27 protein-coding genes are annotated in these 23,845 nt (G+C 50.2%); 24 read left to right on the plus strand and 3 right to left on the minus strand.

Going from position 1 to position 23,845, the window contains the following annotated elements; genetic code table 11:
* The first annotated feature begins 28 nt into the window (after positions 1–28).
* The 6 genes from QT231_RS10390 (at position 29) to rho (ending at position 5,010) form a co-directional block, all read left to right on the plus strand.
* The gene (locus QT231_RS10390) at positions 29–1,129 is read left to right on the plus strand and encodes a TIR domain-containing protein (protein WP_308336824.1); all 1,101 of its coding nucleotides are present in this window, start codon (positions 29–31) and stop codon (positions 1,127–1,129) included.
* 133 nt (positions 1,130–1,262) lie between these two features.
* Positions 1,263–1,499 (plus strand): transposase, encoded by a 237-nt coding sequence (locus tag QT231_RS10395; RefSeq protein ID WP_308336825.1) that lies wholly within the window; start codon positions 1,263–1,265, stop codon positions 1,497–1,499.
* Positions 1,460–1,768: a transposase gene (locus tag QT231_RS10400; RefSeq protein WP_308336854.1), complete on the plus strand. Its 309-nt coding sequence runs from the start codon at positions 1,460–1,462 to the stop codon at positions 1,766–1,768. The genes QT231_RS10395 and QT231_RS10400 overlap by 40 nt, the downstream gene beginning before the upstream one ends.
* A 95-nt stretch (positions 1,769–1,863) precedes the next feature.
* Entirely contained in the window at positions 1,864–2,928 is a 1,065-nt protein-coding gene (locus QT231_RS10405; protein WP_308336826.1) for a hypothetical protein, read from the plus strand.
* 117 nt (positions 2,929–3,045) lie between these two features.
* Entirely contained in the window at positions 3,046–3,798 is a 753-nt protein-coding gene (locus tag QT231_RS10410) for a hypothetical protein (protein ID WP_308336827.1), read from the plus strand.
* Between the two features lie 255 nt (positions 3,799–4,053).
* The gene (gene rho / locus QT231_RS10415; protein ID WP_308336828.1) at positions 4,054–5,010 is read left to right on the plus strand and encodes a transcription termination factor Rho; all 957 of its coding nucleotides are present in this window, start codon (positions 4,054–4,056) and stop codon (positions 5,008–5,010) included.
* A gap of 70 nt (positions 5,011–5,080) precedes the next feature.
* On the opposite strand, the gene QT231_RS10420 is transcribed toward rho, so the two are convergent.
* Positions 5,081–6,277, minus strand: a complete 1,197-nt coding sequence (locus QT231_RS10420) for a DEAD/DEAH box helicase (RefSeq protein WP_308336829.1) — start codon at positions 6,275–6,277, stop codon at positions 5,081–5,083.
* Between the two features lie 426 nt (positions 6,278–6,703).
* Between QT231_RS10420 and QT231_RS10425 the strand changes: the two genes are divergently transcribed.
* The 8 genes from QT231_RS10425 (at position 6,704) to QT231_RS10460 (ending at position 14,842) form a co-directional block, all read left to right on the plus strand.
* Positions 6,704–7,129 (plus strand): VOC family protein, encoded by a 426-nt coding sequence (locus QT231_RS10425; RefSeq protein WP_308336830.1) that lies wholly within the window; start codon positions 6,704–6,706, stop codon positions 7,127–7,129.
* Between the two features lie 118 nt (positions 7,130–7,247).
* Entirely contained in the window at positions 7,248–7,649 is a 402-nt protein-coding gene (locus tag QT231_RS10430) for a VOC family protein (protein WP_308336831.1), read from the plus strand.
* A 71-nt stretch (positions 7,650–7,720) separates the two neighbouring features.
* The gene (locus QT231_RS10435) at positions 7,721–8,047 is read left to right on the plus strand and encodes a hypothetical protein (RefSeq protein WP_308336832.1); all 327 of its coding nucleotides are present in this window, start codon (positions 7,721–7,723) and stop codon (positions 8,045–8,047) included.
* A 413-nt stretch (positions 8,048–8,460) separates the two neighbouring features.
* On the plus strand, positions 8,461–10,140 hold the full coding sequence (locus QT231_RS10440; RefSeq protein WP_308336834.1) for a cyclic peptide export ABC transporter: 1,680 nt from the start codon (positions 8,461–8,463) through the stop codon (positions 10,138–10,140).
* Between the two features lie 101 nt (positions 10,141–10,241).
* Positions 10,242–10,694 carry an HIT family protein gene (locus QT231_RS10445; RefSeq protein WP_308336835.1) on the plus strand — a complete coding sequence of 151 codons (453 nt, stop codon included), beginning with the start codon at positions 10,242–10,244 and terminating at the stop codon, positions 10,692–10,694.
* Positions 10,695–10,916: 222 nt separating this feature from the next.
* Positions 10,917–11,444: a L,D-transpeptidase family protein gene (locus QT231_RS10450; protein ID WP_308336836.1), complete on the plus strand. Its 528-nt coding sequence runs from the start codon at positions 10,917–10,919 to the stop codon at positions 11,442–11,444.
* 453 nt (positions 11,445–11,897) lie between these two features.
* Positions 11,898–13,733, plus strand: coding sequence for a LodA/GoxA family CTQ-dependent oxidase (locus QT231_RS10455; RefSeq protein ID WP_308336837.1), 1,836 nt, complete (start codon positions 11,898–11,900; stop codon positions 13,731–13,733).
* A complete protein-coding gene (locus tag QT231_RS10460; protein WP_308336838.1) occupies positions 13,733–14,842 on the plus strand; it encodes an NAD(P)/FAD-dependent oxidoreductase in 1,110 nt (369 codons plus the stop codon). The genes QT231_RS10455 and QT231_RS10460 overlap by 1 nt, the downstream gene beginning before the upstream one ends.
* Positions 14,843–15,120: 278 nt before the next feature.
* On the opposite strand, the gene QT231_RS10465 is transcribed toward QT231_RS10460, so the two are convergent.
* On the minus strand, positions 15,121–16,002 hold the full coding sequence (locus QT231_RS10465; RefSeq protein WP_308336839.1) for a DMT family transporter: 882 nt from the start codon (positions 16,000–16,002) through the stop codon (positions 15,121–15,123).
* Positions 16,003–16,078: 76 nt separating this feature from the next.
* Here QT231_RS10465 and QT231_RS10470 point away from each other — a divergent pair, with 76 nt between their 5' ends.
* The 6 genes from QT231_RS10470 to QT231_RS10495 all read left to right on the plus strand — a co-directional run bounded on the left by QT231_RS10470 (position 16,079) and on the right by QT231_RS10495 (position 20,249).
* The gene (locus tag QT231_RS10470) at positions 16,079–16,978 is read left to right on the plus strand and encodes a LysR family transcriptional regulator (protein WP_308336840.1); all 900 of its coding nucleotides are present in this window, start codon (positions 16,079–16,081) and stop codon (positions 16,976–16,978) included.
* 167 nt (positions 16,979–17,145) lie between these two features.
* Positions 17,146–17,817 carry an HAD family phosphatase gene (locus QT231_RS10475; protein ID WP_308336841.1) on the plus strand — a complete coding sequence of 224 codons (672 nt, stop codon included), beginning with the start codon at positions 17,146–17,148 and terminating at the stop codon, positions 17,815–17,817.
* Positions 17,818–18,219: 402 nt separating this feature from the next.
* Complete coding sequence (locus QT231_RS10480) at positions 18,220–18,792, plus strand: GNAT family protein (protein ID WP_308336842.1); 573 nt, start codon at positions 18,220–18,222, stop codon at positions 18,790–18,792.
* 79 nt (positions 18,793–18,871) lie between these two features.
* Positions 18,872–19,453 carry a class I SAM-dependent methyltransferase gene (locus tag QT231_RS10485; RefSeq protein WP_308336843.1) on the plus strand — a complete coding sequence of 194 codons (582 nt, stop codon included), beginning with the start codon at positions 18,872–18,874 and terminating at the stop codon, positions 19,451–19,453.
* A gap of 110 nt (positions 19,454–19,563) precedes the next feature.
* Complete coding sequence (locus tag QT231_RS10490) at positions 19,564–19,815, plus strand: type II toxin-antitoxin system ParD family antitoxin (protein ID WP_308336844.1); 252 nt, start codon at positions 19,564–19,566, stop codon at positions 19,813–19,815.
* Positions 19,816–19,841: 26 nt separating this feature from the next.
* On the plus strand, positions 19,842–20,249 hold the full coding sequence (locus tag QT231_RS10495; protein ID WP_308336855.1) for a hypothetical protein: 408 nt from the start codon (positions 19,842–19,844) through the stop codon (positions 20,247–20,249).
* A 34-nt stretch (positions 20,250–20,283) separates the two neighbouring features.
* On the opposite strand, the gene soxR is transcribed toward QT231_RS10495, so the two are convergent.
* Complete coding sequence (gene soxR / locus QT231_RS10500) at positions 20,284–20,766, minus strand: redox-sensitive transcriptional activator SoxR (protein WP_308336845.1); 483 nt, start codon at positions 20,764–20,766, stop codon at positions 20,284–20,286.
* A gap of 104 nt (positions 20,767–20,870) precedes the next feature.
* Between soxR and QT231_RS10505 the strand changes: the two genes are divergently transcribed.
* From QT231_RS10505 to QT231_RS10520, 4 genes are all read left to right on the plus strand, one after another.
* Positions 20,871–21,341, plus strand: coding sequence for a VOC family protein (locus QT231_RS10505; RefSeq protein WP_308336846.1), 471 nt, complete (start codon positions 20,871–20,873; stop codon positions 21,339–21,341).
* Positions 21,341–21,901: a flavodoxin family protein gene (locus QT231_RS10510; RefSeq protein WP_308336847.1), complete on the plus strand. Its 561-nt coding sequence runs from the start codon at positions 21,341–21,343 to the stop codon at positions 21,899–21,901. The genes QT231_RS10505 and QT231_RS10510 overlap by 1 nt, the downstream gene beginning before the upstream one ends.
* A 281-nt stretch (positions 21,902–22,182) precedes the next feature.
* Positions 22,183–22,608 (plus strand): N-acetyltransferase, encoded by a 426-nt coding sequence (locus tag QT231_RS10515; RefSeq protein WP_308336848.1) that lies wholly within the window; start codon positions 22,183–22,185, stop codon positions 22,606–22,608.
* A 56-nt stretch (positions 22,609–22,664) separates the two neighbouring features.
* Positions 22,665–23,087 (plus strand): GFA family protein, encoded by a 423-nt coding sequence (locus tag QT231_RS10520; RefSeq protein ID WP_308336849.1) that lies wholly within the window; start codon positions 22,665–22,667, stop codon positions 23,085–23,087.
* Positions 23,088–23,845: the final 758 nt, after the last annotated feature.

The following is a 23,845-nucleotide window of genomic DNA, read 5'->3' on the forward strand; positions in this document are numbered from 1 at the left end:
ACTGTTAAACCGTTTACTGGGGAAAATGATGGCTAAGGATGAAGAAAGCAAGCCAAAGCGAGCTAGGATCAGTCAATCCGATTTTCCTAGAGAAAGTCTTGCGCGCGCACTCAGCATCGCACAGGCAATCTGGGATAACTTCGCGGGTAAAGATGCGCCACCACACGAAATAGCCCTCGCTCTCGACCTCTCGCCGACAAGCGGAGGTTGGCGCAACATGTGCGGTACATCCATTGCATATGGCCTTACTGAGGGTGGCTATAATGCCAACTCCATCGCTCTTACGGAGCTCGGCCGTCGAATAGTGGCGCCGACAACCGAAGGAGACGACGCCGCGGCGCGAGTGGAGGCGATCCTGCAGCCGCGCATCATGGGGGAATTTTTCCAAAAGTACAACAAGGCAAAGTTTCCGAAGGAATCTATCGCCGAAAACGTACTTGTGGGCATGGGTATACCTAAAGAACGAGCCAATCGCGCGGTTCAACTGATCCACGAGAATGGTATTTATGCGGGAGTTTTGCGCGATACCAAAACCGGCCTATTTGTTGCGTTGGGCTCTCCGGCGCCACAACCCGATATGGAGCAGGAAGAAGAACAGGACATGATGCAAGAGGTCGAGCAGAATAGTGACGAAGGTCTGGACGCTGTCGCTAAGCGCGTATCCGGTAAAAAGGAGCCAGCGGAAGAACCGGAAACACATAAACAAGAAAATAATAACGTCTTCATAAGCCACGGCAAGAACAAGAAAATCGTTACACAGCTCAAGGAGTTACTTACATTCGGAAAGCTCAATCCGATAGTGTCGGTTGAGAAAGATACTGCATCCGTGCCGGTTCCCGAGAAGGTGTTTAACGACATGCGCCAGTGTGGTGCGGCGGTTATCCATGTGAGCAAAGAAGGAGAACTGCTCGACACTGAAGGGAATACTCATACGCGAATTAACGAGAACGTGCTAATCGAAATTGGTGCCGCTATCGCACTGTACAAGAACCGCTTTGTCTTGCTTGTAGAGAAGGGAGTGAACCTGCCGTCGAATCTCCAGGGACTTTATCGGTGCGAGTATGAAGGTGACCAGTTAGATTATGAGGCGACTATGAAGTTGCTAAAGACATTCAACGAGTTTCGCTAGGATACCGGTCTAACGATGCGCTCAACCGGAAGCTTGTGCCTCGCGCCGGTTAGCTATGCGTTGAGGCTGTAGAAAATCCCACTGATACTTAAGTTTTGGTAGGATCGAAAAAAATAGACGAGGAGTGGTCAGCATGCCGCGCTTCAAGGCTTATAACTACGATCAGAATGCCATGGTGGTGATCAACTACCAGAATCAACTCCAGCCAGGCACCTTTGAACACGCTGTGCACTACCTGATCGAGCACAAGCTCGACTTGTCTGTTTTCCATCCCAAGTACCGCAATGATGCGACCGGTCGGCTTGGTACTGCCCAAAGAAATACCGATGCATACAGAACCCAAGTTCGGCCGACCATCGCAATGGCGTAGGGCGACAAGTGTCTTTTATTATCGAGAACAAACGCTTACCAAATTACACCGATTGGATGAAACACCGGATGGATAGCCAGAAGGGCAAGGAAATCTACAGCCATCGCATGTCAGTCGTAGAGCCGGTATTCGGCAACATTGGCACGACGAATAGACTGAGCCGCTTCAGCCTTCGGGGTAAGAAGAAGGTGCAAGGTCAATGGCAGCTCTACTGTATGGTGCACAATATTGAGAAGTTGGCGAATGATGGTCATTTTGTTGCCTCATGAGAGGCGAGGAGCGGGGTATGGCGATTCATAAGTGCAAAATAGCCCTCTTAACTGGCATTAGGCGCGCTCCTTAGTGGCTGAATACCGATATTAGGATGACTCAGCCAGATGACTGGCTGAGCCAAAAAATCAGGACGACAGGCGATACACGTGGCTTGAAATCGAATTTTTCTACAGCCTCGTTAGGCAATACATCTAAAATTGGAATTTATATGGCTTCAAAAATGCATGCTGCTATAGATAGCAACAAGATAAAAATCAATATATCTATGGCCGAAAGCTCAGATTATGAATCCCCTCTTGAATGCGAATTTTGTGACGCCAAAGTTAGCTTCGTGAATGGTTTCACACGTGAGGTAGGCGACAAAATTATCTCTGTAAATCCATACTTCAGATTGAAAACAAGAAATACTCACGGCTCGGAGTGCAAGTACAACGTTGAAGGTCAGGTAAAATTAATTGTTCGAGAGTCTGAAGGGAATGTTCTCACTCAAACAGAATCAGGTAAATTTGAGTTACGATTATTAGCCGTAAAAAAGGCTATAAATGAGCTACAATATCTGGCGAAGAAAAAAAATAAGGACGAAACAGATGATAAAAAAGAAACTAAAGAAAAAGAATATGTAAAGTCTGGAAAAAAGCTTGGTTCATATATAAATAGTGCTCTAAGGGTGTTAAAGGTGCGGTCGTTTTGCGAAAAAAACACAGATATAGAAAATCTACTAGAACTAGTGTTTGAAGGTGTTCGCCTTCCATGGAAGGACTTTTACTACGAAGATAAAGATTTTTTTAGGTGTTATTCGAATATACGTAAAGCAACCGTCACAGTTCCAGTTGCGATTGTCGGGGTTGTCAAATCTATCAGAACTATCGATGGTAAAAACGGTAAATTTTCAGTAATTAACTTAGCTGGCCCATATAGAAAAACAGATGAAAAAGATACATTGGATTCAGTGAGTGTTTCTATATGGTCTCCTGATATTGAGATGTTTGAAAGTTATAAAGTTGATGATGTGTTGCTCGCCTTTGGTATTTTTGATGCTAGTGGGGTGAGTGAAAAAACAAATAAATCCTCTACGTCATCAGTTAAAAAGTTCCGTAACCACGATTTAAGGCTGTGGCCTATAAGCAAATCACAGCTATGTAAAGTGAATGGTTAGATGTCTCGCGCCTACAAAGACTATGCGGCATCAATACCCTAAAAAAGCGCTGCTGCCGGACAAATTTTCCGCAAAGCGGGGCGTTAGACGTAGGAAAATCGTAAAGAGGAAATATAGTTGCTTGAATACACAGTATCGTCAGACATAGAGCATGTTTTTAAGAACATGCCCGAAGCGGAGTTGAACCAAAAGCTGAAGGATTTGAATCTGCCTCAAAATAGAGATGTCGTTCTTGGGAAAATATTAACAGGAAATATACAGCTCCACATAGCTGCTGATCTTGACATAAAAATTTATGCCCTGAATAAGCTGTTCCCTAACTCACATGACAAGCTTAAAATTTCGGAGACGATTTTTTCAAAGTCACAATTTACTCAATATGACCCAGCGAAGAATGGTCAAAACATGATGAAGCACGGGATCTCCTTTCGAGAAGTCGTTAGCTATTCAACTAAATTTGGAACATTAATAGTTCCATTGCCTGAGGTGGGAGATGAACGAAGGGTTGTAATTTTCTCTGATCTTTCCTTAGATAGCAATAAGTACTGCCTAACCCTTCCCTTGGAAGGTGTGTCAAAAAAATTGAAACTTTACACATTTTCCGTAGCACAACAACTACCTTTTGGTTTTAGATTTATTTCGTCAAGATTTATTAGTAAGACGAAGTTTTCAAAGAAAATTAAGAGTGACCTTAGGGGCGTAAGCTTTGAAAGTGATGAACAAAGAAAATTATTTTTCGATAGATGCATTAAAATACTAAGGCGCTATTTATTCGAGAAAGCTGCGGTAAGCAATTATGTTGATTATGCATCCGAGAGCTCTGACAATCCGTTGAACCCGACACAACATAACGGGCTGCGCCCTCCGTGATTCGCGGGTTAACTGGGCGTTAGCAAAGCAGGTTCCGTATGACCATTGAGCAGTTCAAACTGCTGCCAATATGTCGACGCAATGAAAGCAGGCTCGTACTGGCGCCATTTCGACGTGTCTTGGTGCATTTCACAATAAGGCCTGGAGGTGTCTACGAACCCTGGAGCGATTCAGCGTTGCTCTCGCTCAATATCATTTTCAAAGCGCTGCAGTTATTCTATAAATTCAGGTTATTAAAGGCGATCAATCGATATTATGACGAGAAAAACACTAAGTCTGAAGACGAAAAAACAGGTAGATGCCAAGCCCACCGACGAAGTTGAAGATCAATTTCCTGATGATCCAGAAAAGCGTTTTTTAAATGGCGTTGCTGTTCATCCTTCCCCGCGCATTTATTTAGCGCCTGGCTCTCAACAGCGTACCGTTCGAGCGATGGATTTGATTACGCCCATTGGGATGGGGCAGCGTGGGTTGATTGTGGCGCCGCCAGGCTCTGGCAAAACGACGATGTTAAAACATATCTGTCAGGCCGTGGCCGAGGCTCATCCCGACATAAAGCTGTATGCCTTGTTGATTGATGAGCGCCCGGAAGAAGTGACCGATTTTAAGCGCAGTGTCTCGGCAGAGGTGCATGCATCGTCTTCAGACGAAAGCTACACACACCATGTCAATATGGCAGATAAGCTGCTTGAAACGGCGCGTAAGCAAGCAGGCGAGGGGCACAATGTGATGATTGTGATCGATTCGCTTACCAGACTCTTGCGCGTTCATAATGCCGAGCAGCGGGGCAACGGTCGCACTATGTCGGGTGGGCTGGATTCCCGAGCGATGGAAATACCCCGAAAACTGTTCGGTGCCGCGAGAAAGATCGAGAACGGCGGATCGCTCACCATTCTGGCCACCGTGCTGGTGGATACGGGAAGTCGTATGGATCAGGTGATTTTCGAGGAGTTCAAGGGCACGGGCAATATGGAGCTTGTGTTATCGCGGGATGTGGCCAATCAACGGATTTTTCCGGCGATAGATATTGCCAAAAGCAGTACCCGTCGTGAAGAGCTGTTGATTGATGCAAAAGATATTGAAAAAGTAAGAACACTGCGTAGAGGTTTGACCACGCTTAAGCCAGTAGAAGGCGCGCAGAAGTTGCTTGAGTTATTGGATAAATATCCCACTAATGCCGAGCTGTTAGATGGGTTTTTACCCGCCTCGTGAAATGCCAGTAATAAAGAAGCTCACCTTTGGTTTTTTAAGAATTCACGGAGGTGAGCTTCTTTGGTAAGGTTTAACGATTACTTTGTTTATTAAAGTTCAAGTTTGACTCGGGTACTGCTTTTCGAACCGGAAAGCCTGCAATCTCTTTGCGCTCAATAGTGCTTTTTAATCGCCTTTCAATGGCGCAAAGATTTTTAAAGTCACTCATGTCTACAAAAGAAATCGCTTCACCTGAGGCACCCGCGCGGCCGGTTCGGCCAATGCGGTGGACGTACTCTTCGGGCTTAAAAGGTAAATCGTAATTCACCACACGACTCAGTTCGCCAATATCCAAACCACGCGCGGCAACTCCCGTAGCGACCAGGTACTTTAATTCGCCAGATTTGAACTGAGCCAGAATCTTTTCGCGCATGGCTTGGCTTCTATCGCCATGAATGGAGTCCGCTGTGATGCCGCGTTTTTCCAGTTGAGCAACAAGCTTGGCTGCATTGTGTTTTTTCTCGGTAAAAATAAGTGCCTGATCCCACTGTTGTTCGTTAATTAAGTGACTCAACAGGGCAGACTTGGTGTCTTTGTCGACGGTGATTAGCCACTGTTTGATATTAGCGGCAGCGCGAATGTTGGGGGAAATGGATATTTCAGCCGCAAGATCGGTCATCTTGCTATCTGAAAAATCGTAGGCCAGCGCCCGAACGTCATCGGTCATGGTGGCCGAAAACAGCAGGTTCTGACGGTCTTCAGGCAGGCGGTCTATGATTTTCTTGATGTCGTCGACAAAGCCCATGTCGACCATTCTGTCCGCTTCGTCCAATACCATGACTTTAAGTTCATCAAAGTGCAGCGCACGCTGATGCGCCAAATCAAGCAACCTGCCGGGCGTGGCGACCAGAATATCCACCCCTTTGATCAGGCGCTCTTTTTGAGCTTCGGTATCCACACCGCCATACATGGCCATAGAGGTTAGGTGCGTGTGTTTAGCGTATTGAGCCACATTGGCTTCGTCCTGAACCGCTAACTCACGGGTCGGCACAAGAATCAGCGCGCGTATGCGTTTGCCGCGTAACGTTCCCGCGTTACTGAACCGTTCCAGCAGAGGCAGCACAAAGGCAGCGGTTTTGCCGGTGCCTGTTTGTGCGGTGGCGATTAAGTCGTTACCCGAAAGAATGGCAGGAATCGCTTGTTCCTGGATGGGCGTTGGCGTTTTGTAACCGAGTTCGGTAATCGCTTGAACAAGAGGAGTGGATAATCCTAGTTTTGCAAATGGCATAAGGCGCCCTGACAGATCGTCGTAAGGTGTGTCGAAAATAAAAGATGGGGCAGTATAAAGTAAAAGCAGCCAGCCGCTGAAACCGATTGAGGCGTTTGAAGCTCTTACTTGGCTTCACAATTCCAACATTAACCCGCATAAGGCCGGTTTCTGCACGTTAACCTGTCTAGCGATTTACCCTGGCCCGCTGCTCAGCCTGATCCAGAAGCACCGCACCGCTGCCTGATTCAGCCAGCTTGTCATCGGGGTTGTAGAGCAGGCAACTGGGCAGCCACAGCTTATACAACCAGCCAGGTAATTGCGCAGCTTTTGTAGGTAAGCAATACACCTATCTAGTATCTGTTGCCATTTTTTCGCAAAAACTACTTTACCTCAAGTTAAGTTGAGGTTTTATCCTGCCATTTCACTTAACGGAAGGAGACGCTTATGTACTTGGAACACGTTAATCTGGTGGTTGATGATATGGATGCCATGTTGGATTTTTACCGCGCTGTCTTCCCGCACTGGAGGGTACGCGATGAGGGCCATGGCGAGTGGTATGGCAAGCCACGCAAATGGATTCACTTTGGCGACGATGAGCATTACTTGGCGTTAAGCGATCATGGCGAAGGAGAGAACCGTGATCTAAAAGGCCACAGCGTTGGGCTGGCCCATTTTGCTTACGTGACCGATAACCTTGATGCCGTTGTGGCCAGGTTAAATAACGCCGGTTTTGCCATTGCCAAACCTGGCGCTGTCGAGCCATTTCGCAAAAATGTCTACTTTGTCGATCCGGCCGGGTTTGAGGTGGAGTTTGTTGAATATCTGAGTGATATTCCGGCCGAGCGCAATTTAAACCGGGATGCTCAGTAGCATGCAGTGCAGGTAGAAGCACAACAACCAGAAGCGCAGAAACGGCAGGGTGAGGAGAGATGAAAACTGCCGTTTCGTAACAGTGTTTGCTGAGCGGCGTTAAGCAATAGGAGAGTTTATGAACTCAAATGTAGCCCGCTACGGGGTAATCCTGAACACTGAGAACTACGCGGAGTGCGTAGCTTTCTACCGAGATCTATTTGGTTTGCGTCAGCTATTCGAGAGAGAGGACGACGGCTTTAAGCTTACTTGTCTTGAATTCGGCCATGGGTATCTGATGGTGGAGCAGGGCGGCAAAGCAAAGAACGGCGTCAAATCGCCAGAAGAGGGTAGCTTTAAATTGCGATTTAACGTGAACGACTTGGAGGAAGCGCTGATGAAAATCAGGACCTGGGGCATTCAAGCTGCCATTACCGAAAACACGTGGGGCAGAACCATCAATATCAGCGACCCTGATGGCAACCGGGTTGGCGTTAGAGATGAGGCTGGCTTCGTACACCAGATCAATACCCGTTGCTGAATGTGGAATAATTACTTGCTGCGCGCTCTTAATTTTCCGATGAGTAACTCGTTAGGGCTATGAGCGAATACATGACATTAATTGAGTTTTTCATATTGCTGGCATGGTGGTTTGCCCCGCCATTGATTATTGCGTCAAGTATTCAGATGTTGTTGTACTGTAAATGGGCACCACTTAGAAACAAACCGGCTTTGGCTCTGGTTGGAATCTTCGGCGTCATCATCATTAGTACGGTACTCGGGATCTTTGGGCTGATTTCGCCAATCTCTTTACCGCGATGGCTGGGCGCGACAGAAAACCTGCTGTTTTTACCCATGGCATTCATCATCGTTGGCGTATCCACCGCTGTAATGTTGTTCACTGTTTCGTTGCTTCATAGGCGCACTTCCGCGCCCTAATAACTCAAGGGCAAGGTATACTAAGCCTTGAAGAACTTTCGGTTCAAAAAAACCTACAACTTTGCCGTACCACTATTTCGAGCGAAGCGGTTCAGTGGTTACAAGACAATCAAGGCGTTAATGATGCACTGTATTTTTGCATTACAGTACGAATCTAAAAGGGTGCGGCTTTCGGCTGTGGCTTAGCGCCATGGGGATGAATTACCAAGAAAACTTCCGAACTAGTAGGCCTCTGCGGTTCTGAATCCTAGCAGATCTGAGTTATGTTGCGGAAAAATACACTGAGACAATTGGCTGGATGGTTAGGAATTGGGTTCTCTGCAGCCTCGTTATGCACATGGAGAGGACGGTTAAAATCGGTGAAACGGAGAGGTTAAATCAGTGCTGCTGACACTGAAAACAGAGGACTTGATATGAATGTTACGCTGCTTCTGTTTCGCATTTGCGGCAAGGCTATTTTGCCTCTGACGATTCTGGTTCTGCTCTCCGCGGGCTCAACCATCTTGGCTCTGCAGCTCATTGGAAGGGAGCTGGCTGGGGAGATTCCGGAAGGCATGTCGGCTGGGCTCTGGTTTTCAGGAGCCGTGGTACTGCTGGTGGTCAGCCGCCTCGTATCGCGTAATTTACTCGACTGGCTTTCCATGCGGGCCATCGCACGAATCCGCCACAATCTCGCCAAAAATATCCTGCGCTTACCATTGACGCGAATCGAAGAACTAGGTGTTCCAAAGATTATGGCGCATGTGTTCGATGACGTGGCACGCATTGGTGCGGGTCTGTCGGGGCTTCCAAATTTTCTCGGTCATGTCATCGTGCTTATCGGTGCGATGACCTACCTTGGCTTCGTTTCCACTGCGGGGCTAGCTGCGCTGCTCACCGTTCTTATACTAGGTGTCATATGTTATCGCTGGCTACTCGCAATGGCGATGAACGCTCAGCGTGATGCCCGCAACGCACGCGACGGACTATACGATCTCACCGGCGGCATGGCTCGTGGAGCCAAGGAGTTGCGTTTTAACGCTCACCGTAAGCACCACTTTTTCGAAAAATCGTTCTCGAATATGCTCGATAGGCATTTTCGCAAGTCGCTGCTCGGGGCAGTGTACGCAACCACGGGTCTTACACTAAGCCAAGTGCTGTACTTTGTTTGCCTCGGTGTAATTGTCTTTGCCGTGCCGCAATTCGTGGTACTTGATCGGGCGGCATTAATGAAGTTCGCAGTAATTGTGCTGTATTTACCCGCACCGATTGAAGGTATCGTGCAGTTTTTCTCGACACTTACAACGGCCCAAGTTTCGATTGAGCGTCTTCAGGAGCTCGGTGTCCTGGATGAAAATCTACATCGTCATGAGGCTTCGGCAGCTATTGTCGGTCACGGCGCCGTTGAAAGCCTTTCTGTTTCATCTCTGGAATATACGTACAAGCAGGCGGAGGCTGAGGAGCGCGATTTTCACGTAGGGCCGTTAGATTTGGTGTTCCGGCCAGGCGAGATCGTTTTCTTCGTTGGTGGCAACGGTTCAGGTAAAACGACATCGGCTAAAGTGATCACTAGCCTTTACGAAGCAGATTCGGGAACAATACATCTGAACGGACAGCCGATAAGTGCCGACAACATCGACTGGTACCGCCAGCATTTCGCGGGTGTGTTTAGCGATTACCATGTGTTTGATGCTTATCCTTCAGGTTCTCAACACTGCGATCAAGAAGTTGCATCTACCGCCGAGAGATATCTTGAACGATTGGAGCTCGAGAAAGTGGTGCGCTTGGAAGGGGGAATGCTCTCCACCACCACTGCATTGTCAACGGGACAGCGCAAGCGTCTTGCCTTACTGGTGGTTCTTCTGGAAGACAAGCCGGTTGTGATTTTCGATGAATGGGCATCTGATCAGGATCCGGCTTTCCGTGAAACTTTTTACCTGAGACTACTTCCGGAGCTTGCTGCGCGTGGAAAAATAGTGATTGTCGTCACACATGATGATGATTACTTCGCAGTAGCGGATCGAATCGTTACCTTCAGATACGGCAAGGTAGAATCTGATCTTCCGAACGAGCGCATGCTAGTTCGCCGTCCTGCGGTTCGAAGTGAACGCTAAGGCAGTCTTCTTCTTTATCCCGATGGATTCGGACGCTCCTATAATGGTTGGCCGAAGGCGCTGTCTTCATTTGACGATGCACTAGAATCGAGGGCTCAACGATGAGCTGTGTTTTTTGCGAGATCGTGGCGGGTAAAGTGCCATGCCACAAGATTTGGGAGGATGACAATCATCTGGCCTTTCTGTCTATTTATCCCAATACACCTGGTTTTTCAGTGGTTATCCCGAAATGTCATATTCCAAGCTATTTGTTCGCGCAAGATGACGACATCGTGACAGCATTGGTGTTGGCTTCAAAGCGAGTGGCTTTGCTGCTAGATGAGAAATTGGAAGATGTTGGTCGTACAGGAATGATATTCGAAGGCTATGGGGTTGATCATCTACATGCAAAACTATTCCCCATGCATGGCACTGGCCGAGGTTCAGAGTTCAAACCTATTGCGTCTAACGTGGATAAGTACTTCGATCACTATGAGGGTTATATTTCGTCCCATGACTATAAACGCGAAGTCGATGATGCCTTGGCTAATCTTGCTGCCAACATTAGGTTTTAGGCGAATACTTGCATTAGTGTTTAGAAAAGCAGCTGCTAGAGCCAAATATATGAGATTACTATGAGTACTGCATTATTCTTCATCAGCAATCTGGTGAAATACAACATAACCAGCGGGCTGCACCGGATAAGTTTCCGTTGTCATCTTTTGTGAAAAAAAAGATAAAAGCCTCTATCAAAAATTTGCCCGGTGAGCCGAGCGCTATACCCAAAGGCGGTTAAAGTGCGACACAGACTGATAGCAATCCTATTAATTGTTCTGGTTCTTGGGGCAGGCGCCTACTTTGCTGATTCCCGTTTGCCAGCGTTGCTTGCTGAAGAACTTCCGCAGGCAGAGGCAGTACTGGTTATCAAGGAAAAGCGGAAACTTTATCTATTAAGGGATGGTGAGCCCTACCGTGAATACGGGGTTGCACTCGGGGGTAATCCGGTCGGACATAAAAAGGAGGAAGGTGATCAACGGACACCGGAAGGCGACTATGTACTCGATTGGAGAAACCCTAACAGCATGGCGCATCTGTCTCTCCACATCTCATACCCAAACGAGGGTGATCGCGCGCAGGCGGAGGCGCGTGGCGTTTCGCCTGGGGGTATGATCATGATCCACGGCCAGAGGAACGGGTTTGGCTGGTTGGGTCGTCTACTCCAACGGTGGGATTGGACTGATGGTTGCATAGCCGTGACGAATGTTGAGATGGAAGAGATTTGGCACGCGGTGCCAAACGGAACACCAATTCGCATTGAGCCGTAGATGCATGCTAAGTCACGGCACGGCACGGCACGGCATGCCACGCCTAAGCTCGCTCTAAAACACGAAGTTTCTGCAAAGCAACGCTAGCTAAGCCAAACCTATCAATTCAGGTTGGTTAGCTGCCTGCATGAGTCTAGAAATCAGCTATGAGTGTGCACCGACTGATTTCGAAATCGTAGCGGTTAATGGTTTGGGCGGGGTTTGATAAACGCTTAAGTGGGGGAGGCTGGTTATTTTGTAAAAGGTAGCAGTTCAGTTTGAATAGATGAGGCCCAAATTAAATTTTACCTTTTGCGGTGAATAAGTGGCTGTCTTGTTCTATCTTGGTAGGCAGCAATGCACCGCTTCGCCAGTCGTACTATTTCTTCAGTTTCAGTTCTGAGGTTCATGAGCCTATTCGGCGCCAGAGCGACTAGCTTCTTGGTGTCGTTCCATACAAAAAGGGAGTGACAGATGACTGAGATCGCCTACGCCAAAATCCACCCCGCCATTGGCATCGCCAGGGTTGGCAATTCCAAGCAAACTGACGGTTTCTACATCGGTCCCCAGGTCACTGAGCCCCTGCCCAGGGAGCCGGGCGCCTATCGGGACGCTACCGGTGCCTTGAAGCGCGAGGTGGCTGAATTCCGCATCTACGCTTACGACGGCAACGGTAGGGTAGTGCGGGAACTGACCATGGATCCCGCCACCGAGATTACCTGGACAGTGGAGGTAGCTAACCATAAAGCAGCTTGGTACAACTTCGAACTCGCGTTGGATATCCCTGAAGCGGAGACGGCAGCACCTTCCACACGTCGTAACGCCGAGGTGGCTCTGCGGGATAGGCACAATCTATCCATCATTCCAGGTGCTCGCAGCATCAGTACCTGCTCCGGCGAGGCTCAGTTTCAGGGCGGTAAGTTCATGGGAATAGAGGTGCCACTGGGGGAGATACGCACCGACACCGTTGGCCGCCTGCAGGTCTTCGGTGGCTATGGGCACTCCGCCTCCTATCAGGAAAAGGCCCCCACCACCTTCGCCAATAATGACGGCTGGTATGATGACACCAGTGACGGCCCCGTGACGGCCACTGTATTGGTGGATGGCCGTCCGATTGCCGTGACGCCAGCCTGGGTGGTGGTGGCGCCGCCCAATTATGGGCCCCAGCAGAAAGCGGTGCGTACCATGTACGCGCTGATGACGGATGTGGCTATCCAGGCTGGTCAGTTACCGGCACCCACCAGGCCTTCCTTCAGCGACGACATACTGCCCATTCTCAAAGCCATGTGCGATCTACAATGGATGAACGCGGGCTTTGCCGCGGGTTTCGGCTATGGCATGCCCCAGCACTTCCTGGAGCCCCGCTATCTATCGCAACTGGCCGAGCCGGGTGATACCTACGCTGAGCTCAGGCGCACTGTGGTCAATAGCTTCCGCAATCCCCAGGATGGCGATATCTCCATGAAGCCCTGGCCCTGGATCTATGGCGATGCCATGAATGTTCCCGTGCCCAGTGTGCCCGACGCTATGAACGCTCTGACCACCACCCAGCTGGCTCTGCTGGACAAGTGGGCAGAAGGGGATTTTGAGGCGGACTACGATCCGCATCGGCAATCACCTGAGAGCATCGACAAGGTACCGTTGGAGCAGCAGCCCGCCATGCTGGACAGGGCAGCGATGGAGTTCTGCATCGCCGATGCTTTTCATCCGGGGTGTGAGATGACCTGGCCGGTACGCCACAGCACCATGTATATGGAACCCTACCGCTGGCGCCACCGTAGTCCCGAAGATCCGGAGCCGGACTATGGCACGACCCTGACGCCGGCCATGGTGAAGTCCTATAACGGCCCCCTTTACGGCCAATTTCCTGGCTCTATTACCCGTTGGATGGCCATCCCCTGGCAAACTGATACCGCCAGTTGCCGCTCCGGCTACGACACCGAATATGATCCCTATCTGCCCACCTTCTGGCCTGCCCGGGTACCTAATCAGGTGCTGAGCAAGGAGAACTATGACACGGTGATGAACGACTCGCTGCCGAGGGAAGAGCGTTTGGCTGCCTACCATCAGCGTGCCAATTGGGACCGTACCCTGGGCGCTGACCACAATAAACAGTTGGCGAATATGGTAACTGATTTCGATCAGATGGGGATCGTGGAGGTGCAGCCAGGGCTCAGCGGAGATCCCGACTTCCCATCGCAGATGCAGGTCGAAGATAGAGGCGGTCGCGACTTGACGCCCGAGGAGCGCCACGACACCGACAAGGGCATGCGTAAGCTATTGATCGAACAACGACGCGGCCGCTCATAATGGCCGACCCTCGTCCCTTCGACGTGGTGATCGTTGGTGCCGGACCCGCGGGGCTGGCGCTTGGCACCTTGCTGCGGCCGGAGCAGCGGGTGCTGGTACTGGAACGACGGGCTCTCCCTGCCAGATCACCTCCCATCGGGGAGTCCCTGCCGGGAGCGGCCGCCTTGCTGCTGCAGCGTCTTCAATTGCTGGCGGCTTTTCGAGAATCTGGGCACCGGGAACGGGGCGCGGCAGTATCGGTGTGGGACGTTGACAGGCCGGTCTGGCGGGATGCCATTCAGGATCCGGCTGGCCCCGGTTGGTATCTGGATCGGCGGAAATTCGAGCAGATGCTGCGTCGGCGAGCCCTGGATGTCGGGGTGACGCTGGGGGAGGGCTGCAAGCAAACGGATATCCGCCACCGCCAGGGCCAATGGCAGTTGGACACGACACTGGGGTCGTTCAAGGCGCCGGTGTTGGTAGACGCCACGGGCCGGAACGGGCACTTGGCTCGCCGATTGGGATTACAGCGCTACGCCGATGATCCTTTGCTGTGTCTCTACTGCTTTCTGGATCAGGCGGCCGAGAGCCAGGACGCCACTATGCGCATTCAGGCGGATGCTCATGGCTGGTGGTATACGGTGAACCTGCCTAACAGGCAGCGGGTGTTGGCCTACCATATGGATGTCGATGATCCTCTATGCCGTCGGCTATTGCGCCGCCCCGACGTCTTTCTGGCCCGAGCCAGGGAGCATGCCTTGTTGGCAGAGGTGCTGGAGGGACTGGCACCTGCCCATGTACGCGGTCGACCGGCGGGCACTTCCCTGTTGGAAGTAGAGCAGTTGCCAAAGGCGGGGTCGGGATTTCTGGCTATCGGGGATGCCCTGCTGGCCTTCGACCCATTGGCTTCCCAAGGGCTTTTTCATTCCCTGGCCTCGGCGACCAGTGCGGCCAAGGCCATCGAAGCTGGCTTGCACCAATCTCTTGGTGCCTACCAGCAGGAAATGCAAGCGGTTAGCCAGCGTTATCTCTGGCACCTCAAGGCCAGCTATCAGGGACCAAGGCGTTTCAGTCAGGCTACCTTCTGGCAACGGCGGCAGCAAACAGCAAATTGGGATCGAATGGTATGATAGATATCATAAACTGTCTGATATTCACCTTAATATTTATGTAAGCAGCGTGTTGGAGGAAAAGAGGCACGCGCGTTTATTGTCTTGAATTCGGCCATGGGTTTAATGGTTGAGCAGAGCGGAAAAGTAAAACTAATCAATAGCTGATAAAATTGATTAAGGCAATTGGCTGGAGAGGGACTAAGAATTGGTTTTTCTACAGCGTCGTTAATGCTCACGATTTATCACTGCGCTTTTAGCTTTTTCTATAGCTCGCCGCATGACCGTGCTCACTTTCCTCACTTTTTATCTGACCGGCTAAGTGTCATTGCAACGCCAGCGCTGATCAGAACCGAGGAGATAATGCCTATGGTATCTACTTTTTCTGCCAAGACGACAGCTCCTAGCCCTAATGTTACTACTGGAATCAATGCTGGCAGGGTTGCGCCTGTAATCGGCCCGAGCTGCTCTGCGGAACGGTTGAAAGCAAAGACGGCGACGACACTCACGAGAATACCTTGAAATACCGCTTGCATCACAATGTCGGCTGTTGGGGCGTCGGCTAGCTGCTTGGGTAGTGCAACGGCGTAGATGGGTAGGTAAAGAATGGCAGAGCCCACGGCGACAATAGCCGTGGCGTGCAGGGCCGGGATGCCTGATTGGCGGGCTATCAGCGCATAACTTGCCCACATCACGCCAGTAAAGATCAGTATAAAGTGCCCGGTTGAGGGCATTCCTGTGCTCAAAAAACCTGAAAAGAATGATATCCCGATAAGAATTACTCCTACTCCTAGTATGCGTACAGGGCCCATCTTGTCGCCGAAAATTTTCCAGCCCAATAGCACGGAGACGATGGCCATTATCCCAGGATTGAGGGAGCCTGCCGCAGATGCTGGAGCAGTTTTCAGTCCAAGTGAGATAAGTAGGATATAGGGTGCCCCAAAGCAAACTGCCATCGTTAGGGCGCCACCCACACCATTGTCTCCTGGAGTGAGGCCTCTCTTGTAGATGACAGGTGCAAGAAGCAGCGCAGCGACACCGACACGCAGTGCGGTAAGGTCGTATGCATTTAGGCTCGTCGTTACGCCAAGCCGCAACATGACCAACGATCCTGACCAGATGCTAATAGCGGTCGTGGCCCAGACAAGACCAAGGCTGCGCTCTTTTAAAGGCGATGACATTGTTCATCCTTTGGTTTTCGTTTCGGTAAAGGGTATGCTTTGCCTGAGAATTAGAAAAACGATATATGGTGACTCTATGAATGAGAAAACCTCAACTTACCAAGCTGATGATCAGGGGACAGTCACCCGGACGCTTAATCTGGATGCCGCCCGAACCTTCGTTGCGATTTGCGAAACGGGGAGTTTTCGTCGTGCTGCAGCGCGCGTGCACCGCTCACCCTCTGCCGTCAGTCTTCAGGTCGGCAAGCTGGAAGATCAGCTTGGTGTAAGGCTTCTATATCGTGATGCCCGTCGTGTGCACTTGACCTACCACGGAGAGGTTCTGCTGGGATTTGCACGGCGTCTGGTAGGGATCAGCGATGAGGCGATGGCCGCATTCCATGGCTCATCTTTGTCTGGGGGGCTGCGTATCGCCGCTCCACATGATCTTGGTGTTTCCCTGGTGCCGAGATTGCTTCAACGATTAGCCGAAATTCATCCTAATATCCGTGTAGATGTCAGACTGGACTCCAGTGAGACCTCGCAGCGACTCTTCATGGAGGGTAACGCCAATCTTGCGCTTTTTAATGAAGCAAATATGCCGCAGCTTCAGGCGCTTGATCTGTTTTCCGAAGAACTGATCTGGTTAATGTATGATGGTGGTCGTGCCGTGGAGCAAGATCCTCTGCCGCTGGCAGTGGCTGAGATCGGCTGCGCTTGGCGCGATGCGGCGCTCAGCGCTTTGGAGAAAGTCGGCCGCTCCTATCGTGTTGCCTATTCTAGCGATACGTCGATGGGGCAGGTTGCATCGCTTCGCGCAGATCTTGCGGTGGCGGCTCTGCCTAGATCGCTGGTCGACCATGATCTAGTCGAAGTCCCTGAGCATTGGGGACTGCCATCGTTAGGACTCACCCATGTCTATTTGGCCGATGATGGCAGCGACACGGCCAGAGCATTCGCCGCGCTCATAGCTCGTGACCTACGTTCGATGATGTAGGCGTGGATTATGCAGAGAAGGCACTGCTTGGTAGTTACGGAATATGCAAATATTGTGGGGTTAAATCCTGTCCTGCCTGTTATGGATACTGATTAGTAAGACTGTTAGCAAGTTAGCAGCTATTATGACTATCCTAGCGTTCACAAATTACGTTTCTCGGAAACCATATGCAGCTTCGAGCAATCCTATTCGACCACGATGGCACTCTAGTCAACTCTGAACCAGTCCACTACAGAATGTGGGCGCAAGTTCTTAAGCGCTATGGCTTTACATTATCCGAACAGCAGTACAAAGCTCACTATGCAGGTGTGCCAACTCCTGCTAATGCCATAGATTTGGTGCAGAGGTATGGTATTAATGAATCACCGGAGCTACTTGCCGAGGCGAAGAACGCAGCAACACGCGAGTACCTTAAACGGCAAGCTTTTCCCTTGATGCCCGGTGTAGAAGAGGCCATATCTTGCTTTTATGGCGCGGGTCTAAAGCTTGCTGTGGTAACGGGTGCCAGTGCGAACGGTATTCAAACAACGTTAAGGGTCAACGAGTTAGAGCACTATTTTTCTGCGATAGTCTCAGGAGATGATGTTCGGGCAAGCAAGCCTGCGCCGGATTGCTATTTACTCGCGCTGCAGCAGCTCGGTCTCTCCGCCGCTGAATGCCTGGCAATTGAAGATACTCAGCATGGGCTGGAAGCTGCCTATCAGGCTGGCATCAATTGCGTGGCGCTGCCTACGGAAATGTCTATGCATCACGACTTTAATTTAGCGGTAGCGACTCTCGGCGGCATGCCAGAAGCAGTGGGGTACGTGCGTGAAGCCCTTCTTGGAAGTGAAGTCTGACAAGCTACGTTACTGAATAATTTGCACACCACCTCACGGCTAAGAGATTACTGCTAAGCCCCGTGTTAGACGTGATGCAATGTTGAAAGTCCTGGAGTTCACTACCCATGACTATTTGGCTGAGACTACCCATTTCGGTGTCTCTTAAAGCATCTGACTGGCTCTGAAGACCCTGTATTTCAAGAACTCCTGACTCGACATCAGCGTGATTCGGCTAACAGCCTAACGGCTTGTTTTATAACCCTACACTTTTTATACCCTTACGCTATGCTATTGAAATGATTGATTACAAAGCCGCACATGCTGAGTAGCGGCAGATTTTCCCTTTCACCTCGAAGAGATAATTGGTTGCACATGGCCTTTGTTAAACCGACTACGCTAGCTGTACACGGCATTAAGCTCGTGCCATTAACACTCGATCATGAACCCGGCCTGCGCGCTGCGGCTGCGGATGGTGAGTTGTGGAATCTTCGTATCACATCGGTGCCTACGCCAGAGGAAACGCGGGGCTACATTAATGTTGCGTTAAAAAGCTTTGAGGAAGGCCACCGCCTCGCTTTCGCTGTCATTGAAGAGGCCAGTGGTACGGTGCTTGGCTCCACCAGTTACCACGACATTCTGCCCAGTGTGAAGCGAGTGGAAATTGGCGCTACGTGGTACGCCAAACGCGTTCAGCGTACGCATGTTAACACTACATGTAAGCTACTGCTGTTGAGGCATGCTTTCGAAACTCTGGGTTGTAACGTGGTCGGTTGGCGTACCGATAATTTTAACTTCGCGAGCCAGCGTGCGATTGAGCGCCTAGGCGCGAAGAAAGACGGCGTGATTCGAGGCCACAAGCTGCGCCGCGATGGCACAATCCGTGATACCGTCATGTATAGCTTACACCAGGGTGAATGGCCGGAGGTGCGCGCACATCTTAACGATTTGCTGAACAGGCCTTCAGTCAGTGAGTTACGCAGCGCTGGCGCCTGACGAGAAGCGGCAGCCAACTTAGTTTCCGTTATCACTCCAAGCAAGTGGCTGAGCCCGGATGTAAGGAGTCTCAAACTTAATGATCACCAACCCTTGGCTCGAACGCTGGTTGCCGCTATTGCGCGAACGCGCTGGAACAGATGTTGTCCTGGAAATCGGGTGTGGGCACGGAGATGACACGGCCATCCTGGCCAGCGCCGGACTTAGCGTCTTCGCTTTTGATCTGTCTCATACGGCAGTGGGTGTCACCAGCGTCAGAGTTCCGTCTGCTACGGTTCAGTGCAGAGATATTCGTGAACCATTCCCTGAGCAGGTTTGTGAGGTGGGTGCCATTGTGGCGAGCCTATCGTTACACTACTTCGCTTGGGACGAAACTCAAACCATCGTTCAGCGGATTCATTCCACATTACGGCCCGGCGGCATCATGCTCTGCCGTCTCAACTCCACACAGGATCATAATTTCGGGGCTAGTGGTCATGCCGAGCTCGAACCGAACTTATTTCTTGTGGAGGGCAACCCTAAGCGCTTTTTTGATAAAGTCTCAGTTGAATTACTGTTCGGCGAAGGCTGGAACAAGCTTTCAATGGAGCACTATGTCACTAGCAAGTATGTCAAACCGAAAGCGCTGTGGGAGATCATACTTGAGCGAAGCGACGCCTAACTCCTCGTTTCGAGCTTTATAGCGAGTTGCAGCGTGACAAAAATAGGGATTGATTCAGCAAAACATACAGTATGATATCGACATACTGCCGCTGCGTTTGGAGCCCCGCTATGAGCATGCATCTGAAAACTATCACCTTGACTGAGCAACAAGACAGCTGGGTAAAAGGTCAGGTTGAAAGCGGGCGATTTGGCAATGACAGTGAGTATATCCGCTATCTTATTCGGCGCGACCAGCAGGCCCAAGAGCGTCTTACCGCGTTGAGGAATGCGCTTGTTGAAGGTGAATCAAGCGAACTCAAGCAGCTCGATATAACGGCTACCAAGGCAGTCGGACGTAAGCGGATGAAGATAGTTAGGTAATGGACAAACCGAGCATTCGTAATCAAATGACCCCCATCATTCAAGAAGAAATATCCGGTTGTGGCATCGCGGCATGCGCTGCTCTTGCTGGCATTACCTATGCCCAGGCGAAAGAGACAGCAAACGCCTTGGGTATCTATGCCGAAGACACAGCGCTTTGGTCAGACACCGAGTACGTCCGTAAACTTTTACGTGCTTTGGGTGTCACGGCTGCACCCACGGAGACGCCATTCGGCACTTGGGAAGACCTGCCAGATAAGGCGCTGTTGGCCATCAAATGGCGAATGGAGCAGGGCAGGCCTTTCTGGCATTGGGTGGTGTTCGTCAGAGATGAGCGTGAAGCAGTGGTGCTGGATTCCAAAAAAGCCTTGAAGACAAACACCCGCCGCGACTTTGGACGCATCAAGCCCAAATGGTTCATTCGTGTAGGTTAAGGCCTTGGCTATTATTAAGTGTTACTAGTGAGGACTATGAGCTAGCGCTTGGTTCTTGTTGGGCTCTCGCTTTTTGCTCTGCCTGATCCAGCAGGACTGGGCCGCTACCTGATTCGGCCAGCTTGTCGTCTGGGTTATAGAGTGGGCAACTGGTCATGCTCAGGCAGCCACAGCCTATACAGCCAGCCAGGTTATTGCGCAGCTTTTGTAGGTAAGCAATACGCCCATCTAGCATCTGCTGCCAGTTTTTTGAAAGCTGCTGCCAGTCTTCAACCGTCGGCGTGCGGTTATTGGGTAATGATTCGAAGGCCTGCTTTATCTCTTCCAGACTGACGCCGACTTTCTGCGCGGCTTTGATCACCGAAATCCGCCTTAGCACTTCTGGTTTATAACGGCGCTGATTGCCCGCATTGCGCCAGCTATGAATTAGCCCTTGCTGCTCGTAAAAATGCAGGGTGCTGACGTTAATCCCGCAGCGCTTGGCAACCTTGCCGACACTCCAAATCGCTTCCGCCATTTCTTGCCCCTGAATATTTTTTGCCATTCTTTCGCAAAAAACACTTTACCTCAAGTCAAGTTGAGGTTTTATCCTTCCATTTCACCTAACGCAAGGAGACTCTTATGTACTTGGAACACGTTAACCTGGTGGTTGCGGATATGGATGCCATGCTGGATTTTTACCGCGCAGTCTTCCCGCACTGGCGGATCCGCGATGAGGGCCATGGCGAGTGGTATGGCAAGCCACGCAAATGGATCCACTTTGGAGACGATGATCACTACCTGGCGCTAAGCGATCATGGCGAAGGGGAGAACCGTGATCTGAAAGGCCATAGCGTTGGGCTGGCCCATTTTGCTTATGTGACCGATAACCTTGACGCTGTTGTCGCCAGGTTAAATAACGCCGGTTTTGCCGTTGCCAAACCTGGCGCCACAGAGCCATTTCGCAAAAACGTCTATTTTGTCGATCCGGCCGGGTTTGAAGTGGAGTTTGTCGAGTATTTGAGCGATATCCCGGCCGAGCGGAATTTAAACCGCGATGTTCATCAGCTTGCAGCTCAGGCAGATACACAGCAACAGATGGGGAAGGCGTAATGAAAGTTGCCGTCGTTTTTCATTCCGCTTCGGGGAGTACCAAGCAGCTTGCAAGGGCTGTTGCTACTGGTGCGTCGGCGGTGCCTGATGTTGAAGTGACCATGGCAGAAATTGTTGGCGCCGATATTACCGAAGGGCGTTTTCACAATACCAAACTGCTGCAGCAATTAGACGATGCTGATGCATTGATCTTTGGCTCACCCACCTATATGGGCTGCGTGTCAGCCCAGTTTAAAGCCTTTAGTGATGCCACGAGTGAGTTGTGGGCCAACCAATCATGGGCAAACAAGATTGCCGCTGGCTTTACCATTGGTGCTAACTTAAGCGGCGATCAGCTAAATACGCTTCAATACCTGCAAGTGTTCGCGAATCAGCATGGCATGTTATGGGCCGGCTTGGATATACCGGGTAATTACGATCCAGCAATGCGTAACAGGCTTGGTGCACAATCTGGACTTATCTCTCATTCAGTAGACGGCATTTTAGATGAAACAGACTTATTTACGGCGCGTTATTTAGGCCAGAGAGTGGCGCAAATTAGCAAGAAATACACGGCATGACCACTAAAATCAGGCAACAACTATCCTGACACAGGGGGGACTTCCTGGTTAAATGGCCTGCAAACAGAGAGGTATTCGCTGCAAAGTGGACTGATGAGGAAAAGAGTACGATTCAAACGTGGAAATGGTGGAGCTTGGACGAACTACTCGAAAACGAAGCCTCTCTCTTCAAACCTGAGTGGATTCCCGATTTGCTTCGCTCTGTGTTGCAGAGAAAATACTTATCAAATGATTCTCAATAATGCCTCTAGCGCAGTTGACCATCAGCAAGGAACACCTAGATGATTCGCAAATATCGGGAAGCGGATATTGATCAGATTTTGGATATCTGGCTGTCAGCATCGATTAAAGCACATGACTTTATTGAACCAGAATATTGGATGTCAAAAGTTAGCGAAATGCGCGATGTCTATCTCCCTGCATCGGAGACCTTTGTATTTGAGTCCGGGGAGCAAATAGCTGGATTTTATAGCCTGTATGAAGATACGTTGGCTGCTATTTTTGTGTCACCAAGATTGCAGGGTAAAGGCGTGGGATCAGCGCTGATTGACGATGCCAAGAGCAGGAGGGAGTGCTTGCAGTTGTCGGTCTATAGTGAGAATGACCCAAGTATCCATTTTTATAAGAAGCATGAGTTTATTTCATTGGGGGAGCAGGTTGATGAACGAACTGGTCATCCAGAGTTCATCATGGAGTATTACGGCTAACAGCGGTAAGTCGGCGGGCTAGGGCTCGCTTGGCTTTGTTTACGAAGGAATATTCAATGAAAGGTGAGTGTCTCTGCGGAGAGGTGGCGTTTGAAATTGATGGAGGACTACCAAACTTGTATCAATGCCACTGTTCCTTGTGTCGCAAAGCGACGGGGGCTAAAGCTAATGCTGCTACTTTTGTGAGTGAAGAGCACTTTCGCTGGCTTTCTGGTCAATCCAGTATCAGCTCTTTTCAAAAGCCAACTGGCTACCGGAGTGACTTCTGTTCAGCTTGCGGAAGCCCGGTGCCCAACAGGCTGAGAAACACCGAGTTGGTGTGGGTTCCAGCTGGTTTACTTGATGAGGCGACGTCTGCTCGAGTGGCTGTTCACCTCCATCTGGCTTCAGCGGCGGAGTGGGAGCAAGAGGCAGACGACTGTATTCGGTTAGCTGGTGGCCCTGATAGTTTGAAATCGCTTCACGACGCATTGCAGTGAAAAAGAGTTTAGCTTGTATAGTATGGGCAAACGGCTCTACCGAGGTGTGTTATAAGAACACGGGACTTGACACTTAATGTTCAGCTTGCCGAATCCGAAATCAAAAGCATCTATTTACGGTAGATAGGAAAATTTACTCTGACGCTTTATCAATTTGATTCTAGGCTTGCAAAGCACTACTTCTTTTCTAATTGTGGCATCTTCATGGCACCATCAAACGTGCTCGAATCCCAATGTATACGGGTTCAATGTCGGGTGTTTAAAGGGGGGGTAATCCATGTGGCTTGGATAATCTTCCCGTCAGTGACGGTATCAACCATAAGGCTGACCAGCAGCAGAAGGGCCGGGGGATAGGTGTCGAAATGGATTGCGATGCAGTGATCAAAAATAGGGCTCGGGATGCTTCCGAGCGAATGGAGGCTCTAGCCATAGCGGCTACGCAGAAACTGCCACTTCTTAGCGCTTGCGCAACAGGTATCTTAGGATCGCCTGGATAAATTGTTGTTTAGCCTGACGCTATTCCCGTCGCACCTTCTCAATATCGATGCCTCCCATCCCATCTTGGTATCTAAGCGGAATGGCTGACTTGTCGTCGACACTCTCTTTTTCCGCCACTTCTTTATCGTAACGAGTTGTAGTGGTTCAATAAAACCGGACACCAACGTAGGTGGTAATATTGCCACCATAAACGAGGTGTCTGATGACCAAGAAACGACGTACTTTTTCGCCTGAATTTAAGCAGGAAGCTGCCAGCCTAG

The organism is Halomonas sp. SpR1, assembly GCF_031010175.1.
Classification (GTDB): Bacteria; Pseudomonadota; Gammaproteobacteria; order Pseudomonadales; family Halomonadaceae; genus Vreelandella.

Coding starts and splice junctions, on each gene's coding strand:
- QT231_RS10390 (WP_308336824.1), top strand. CDS start 29: ATGGCTAAGGATGAAGAAAGCAAGCCAAAGCGAGCTAGGATCAGTCAA.
- QT231_RS10395 (WP_308336825.1), top strand. CDS start 1,263: ATGCCGCGCTTCAAGGCTTATAACTACGATCAGAATGCCATGGTGGTG.
- QT231_RS10405 (WP_308336826.1), top strand. CDS start 1,864: ATGACTCAGCCAGATGACTGGCTGAGCCAAAAAATCAGGACGACAGGC.
- rho (WP_308336828.1), top strand. CDS start 4,054: ATGACGAGAAAAACACTAAGTCTGAAGACGAAAAAACAGGTAGATGCC.
- QT231_RS10420 (WP_308336829.1), bottom strand. CDS start 6,277: ATGCCATTTGCAAAACTAGGATTATCCACTCCTCTTGTTCAAGCGATT.
- QT231_RS10425 (WP_308336830.1), top strand. CDS start 6,704: ATGTACTTGGAACACGTTAATCTGGTGGTTGATGATATGGATGCCATG.
- QT231_RS10430 (WP_308336831.1), top strand. CDS start 7,248: ATGAACTCAAATGTAGCCCGCTACGGGGTAATCCTGAACACTGAGAAC.
- QT231_RS10435 (WP_308336832.1), top strand. CDS start 7,721: ATGACATTAATTGAGTTTTTCATATTGCTGGCATGGTGGTTTGCCCCG.
- QT231_RS10440 (WP_308336834.1), top strand. CDS start 8,461: ATGAATGTTACGCTGCTTCTGTTTCGCATTTGCGGCAAGGCTATTTTG.
- QT231_RS10445 (WP_308336835.1), top strand. CDS start 10,242: ATGAGCTGTGTTTTTTGCGAGATCGTGGCGGGTAAAGTGCCATGCCAC.
- QT231_RS10455 (WP_308336837.1), top strand. CDS start 11,898: ATGACTGAGATCGCCTACGCCAAAATCCACCCCGCCATTGGCATCGCC.
- QT231_RS10460 (WP_308336838.1), top strand. CDS start 13,733: ATGGCCGACCCTCGTCCCTTCGACGTGGTGATCGTTGGTGCCGGACCC.
- QT231_RS10465 (WP_308336839.1), bottom strand. CDS start 16,002: ATGTCATCGCCTTTAAAAGAGCGCAGCCTTGGTCTTGTCTGGGCCACG.
- QT231_RS10470 (WP_308336840.1), top strand. CDS start 16,079: ATGAATGAGAAAACCTCAACTTACCAAGCTGATGATCAGGGGACAGTC.
- QT231_RS10475 (WP_308336841.1), top strand. CDS start 17,146: ATGCAGCTTCGAGCAATCCTATTCGACCACGATGGCACTCTAGTCAAC.
- QT231_RS10485 (WP_308336843.1), top strand. CDS start 18,872: ATGATCACCAACCCTTGGCTCGAACGCTGGTTGCCGCTATTGCGCGAA.
- QT231_RS10490 (WP_308336844.1), top strand. CDS start 19,564: ATGAGCATGCATCTGAAAACTATCACCTTGACTGAGCAACAAGACAGC.
- QT231_RS10495 (WP_308336855.1), top strand. CDS start 19,842: ATGACCCCCATCATTCAAGAAGAAATATCCGGTTGTGGCATCGCGGCA.
- soxR (WP_308336845.1), bottom strand. CDS start 20,766: ATGGCGGAAGCGATTTGGAGTGTCGGCAAGGTTGCCAAGCGCTGCGGG.
- QT231_RS10505 (WP_308336846.1), top strand. CDS start 20,871: ATGTACTTGGAACACGTTAACCTGGTGGTTGCGGATATGGATGCCATG.
- QT231_RS10510 (WP_308336847.1), top strand. CDS start 21,341: ATGAAAGTTGCCGTCGTTTTTCATTCCGCTTCGGGGAGTACCAAGCAG.
- QT231_RS10515 (WP_308336848.1), top strand. CDS start 22,183: ATGATTCGCAAATATCGGGAAGCGGATATTGATCAGATTTTGGATATC.
- QT231_RS10520 (WP_308336849.1), top strand. CDS start 22,665: ATGAAAGGTGAGTGTCTCTGCGGAGAGGTGGCGTTTGAAATTGATGGA.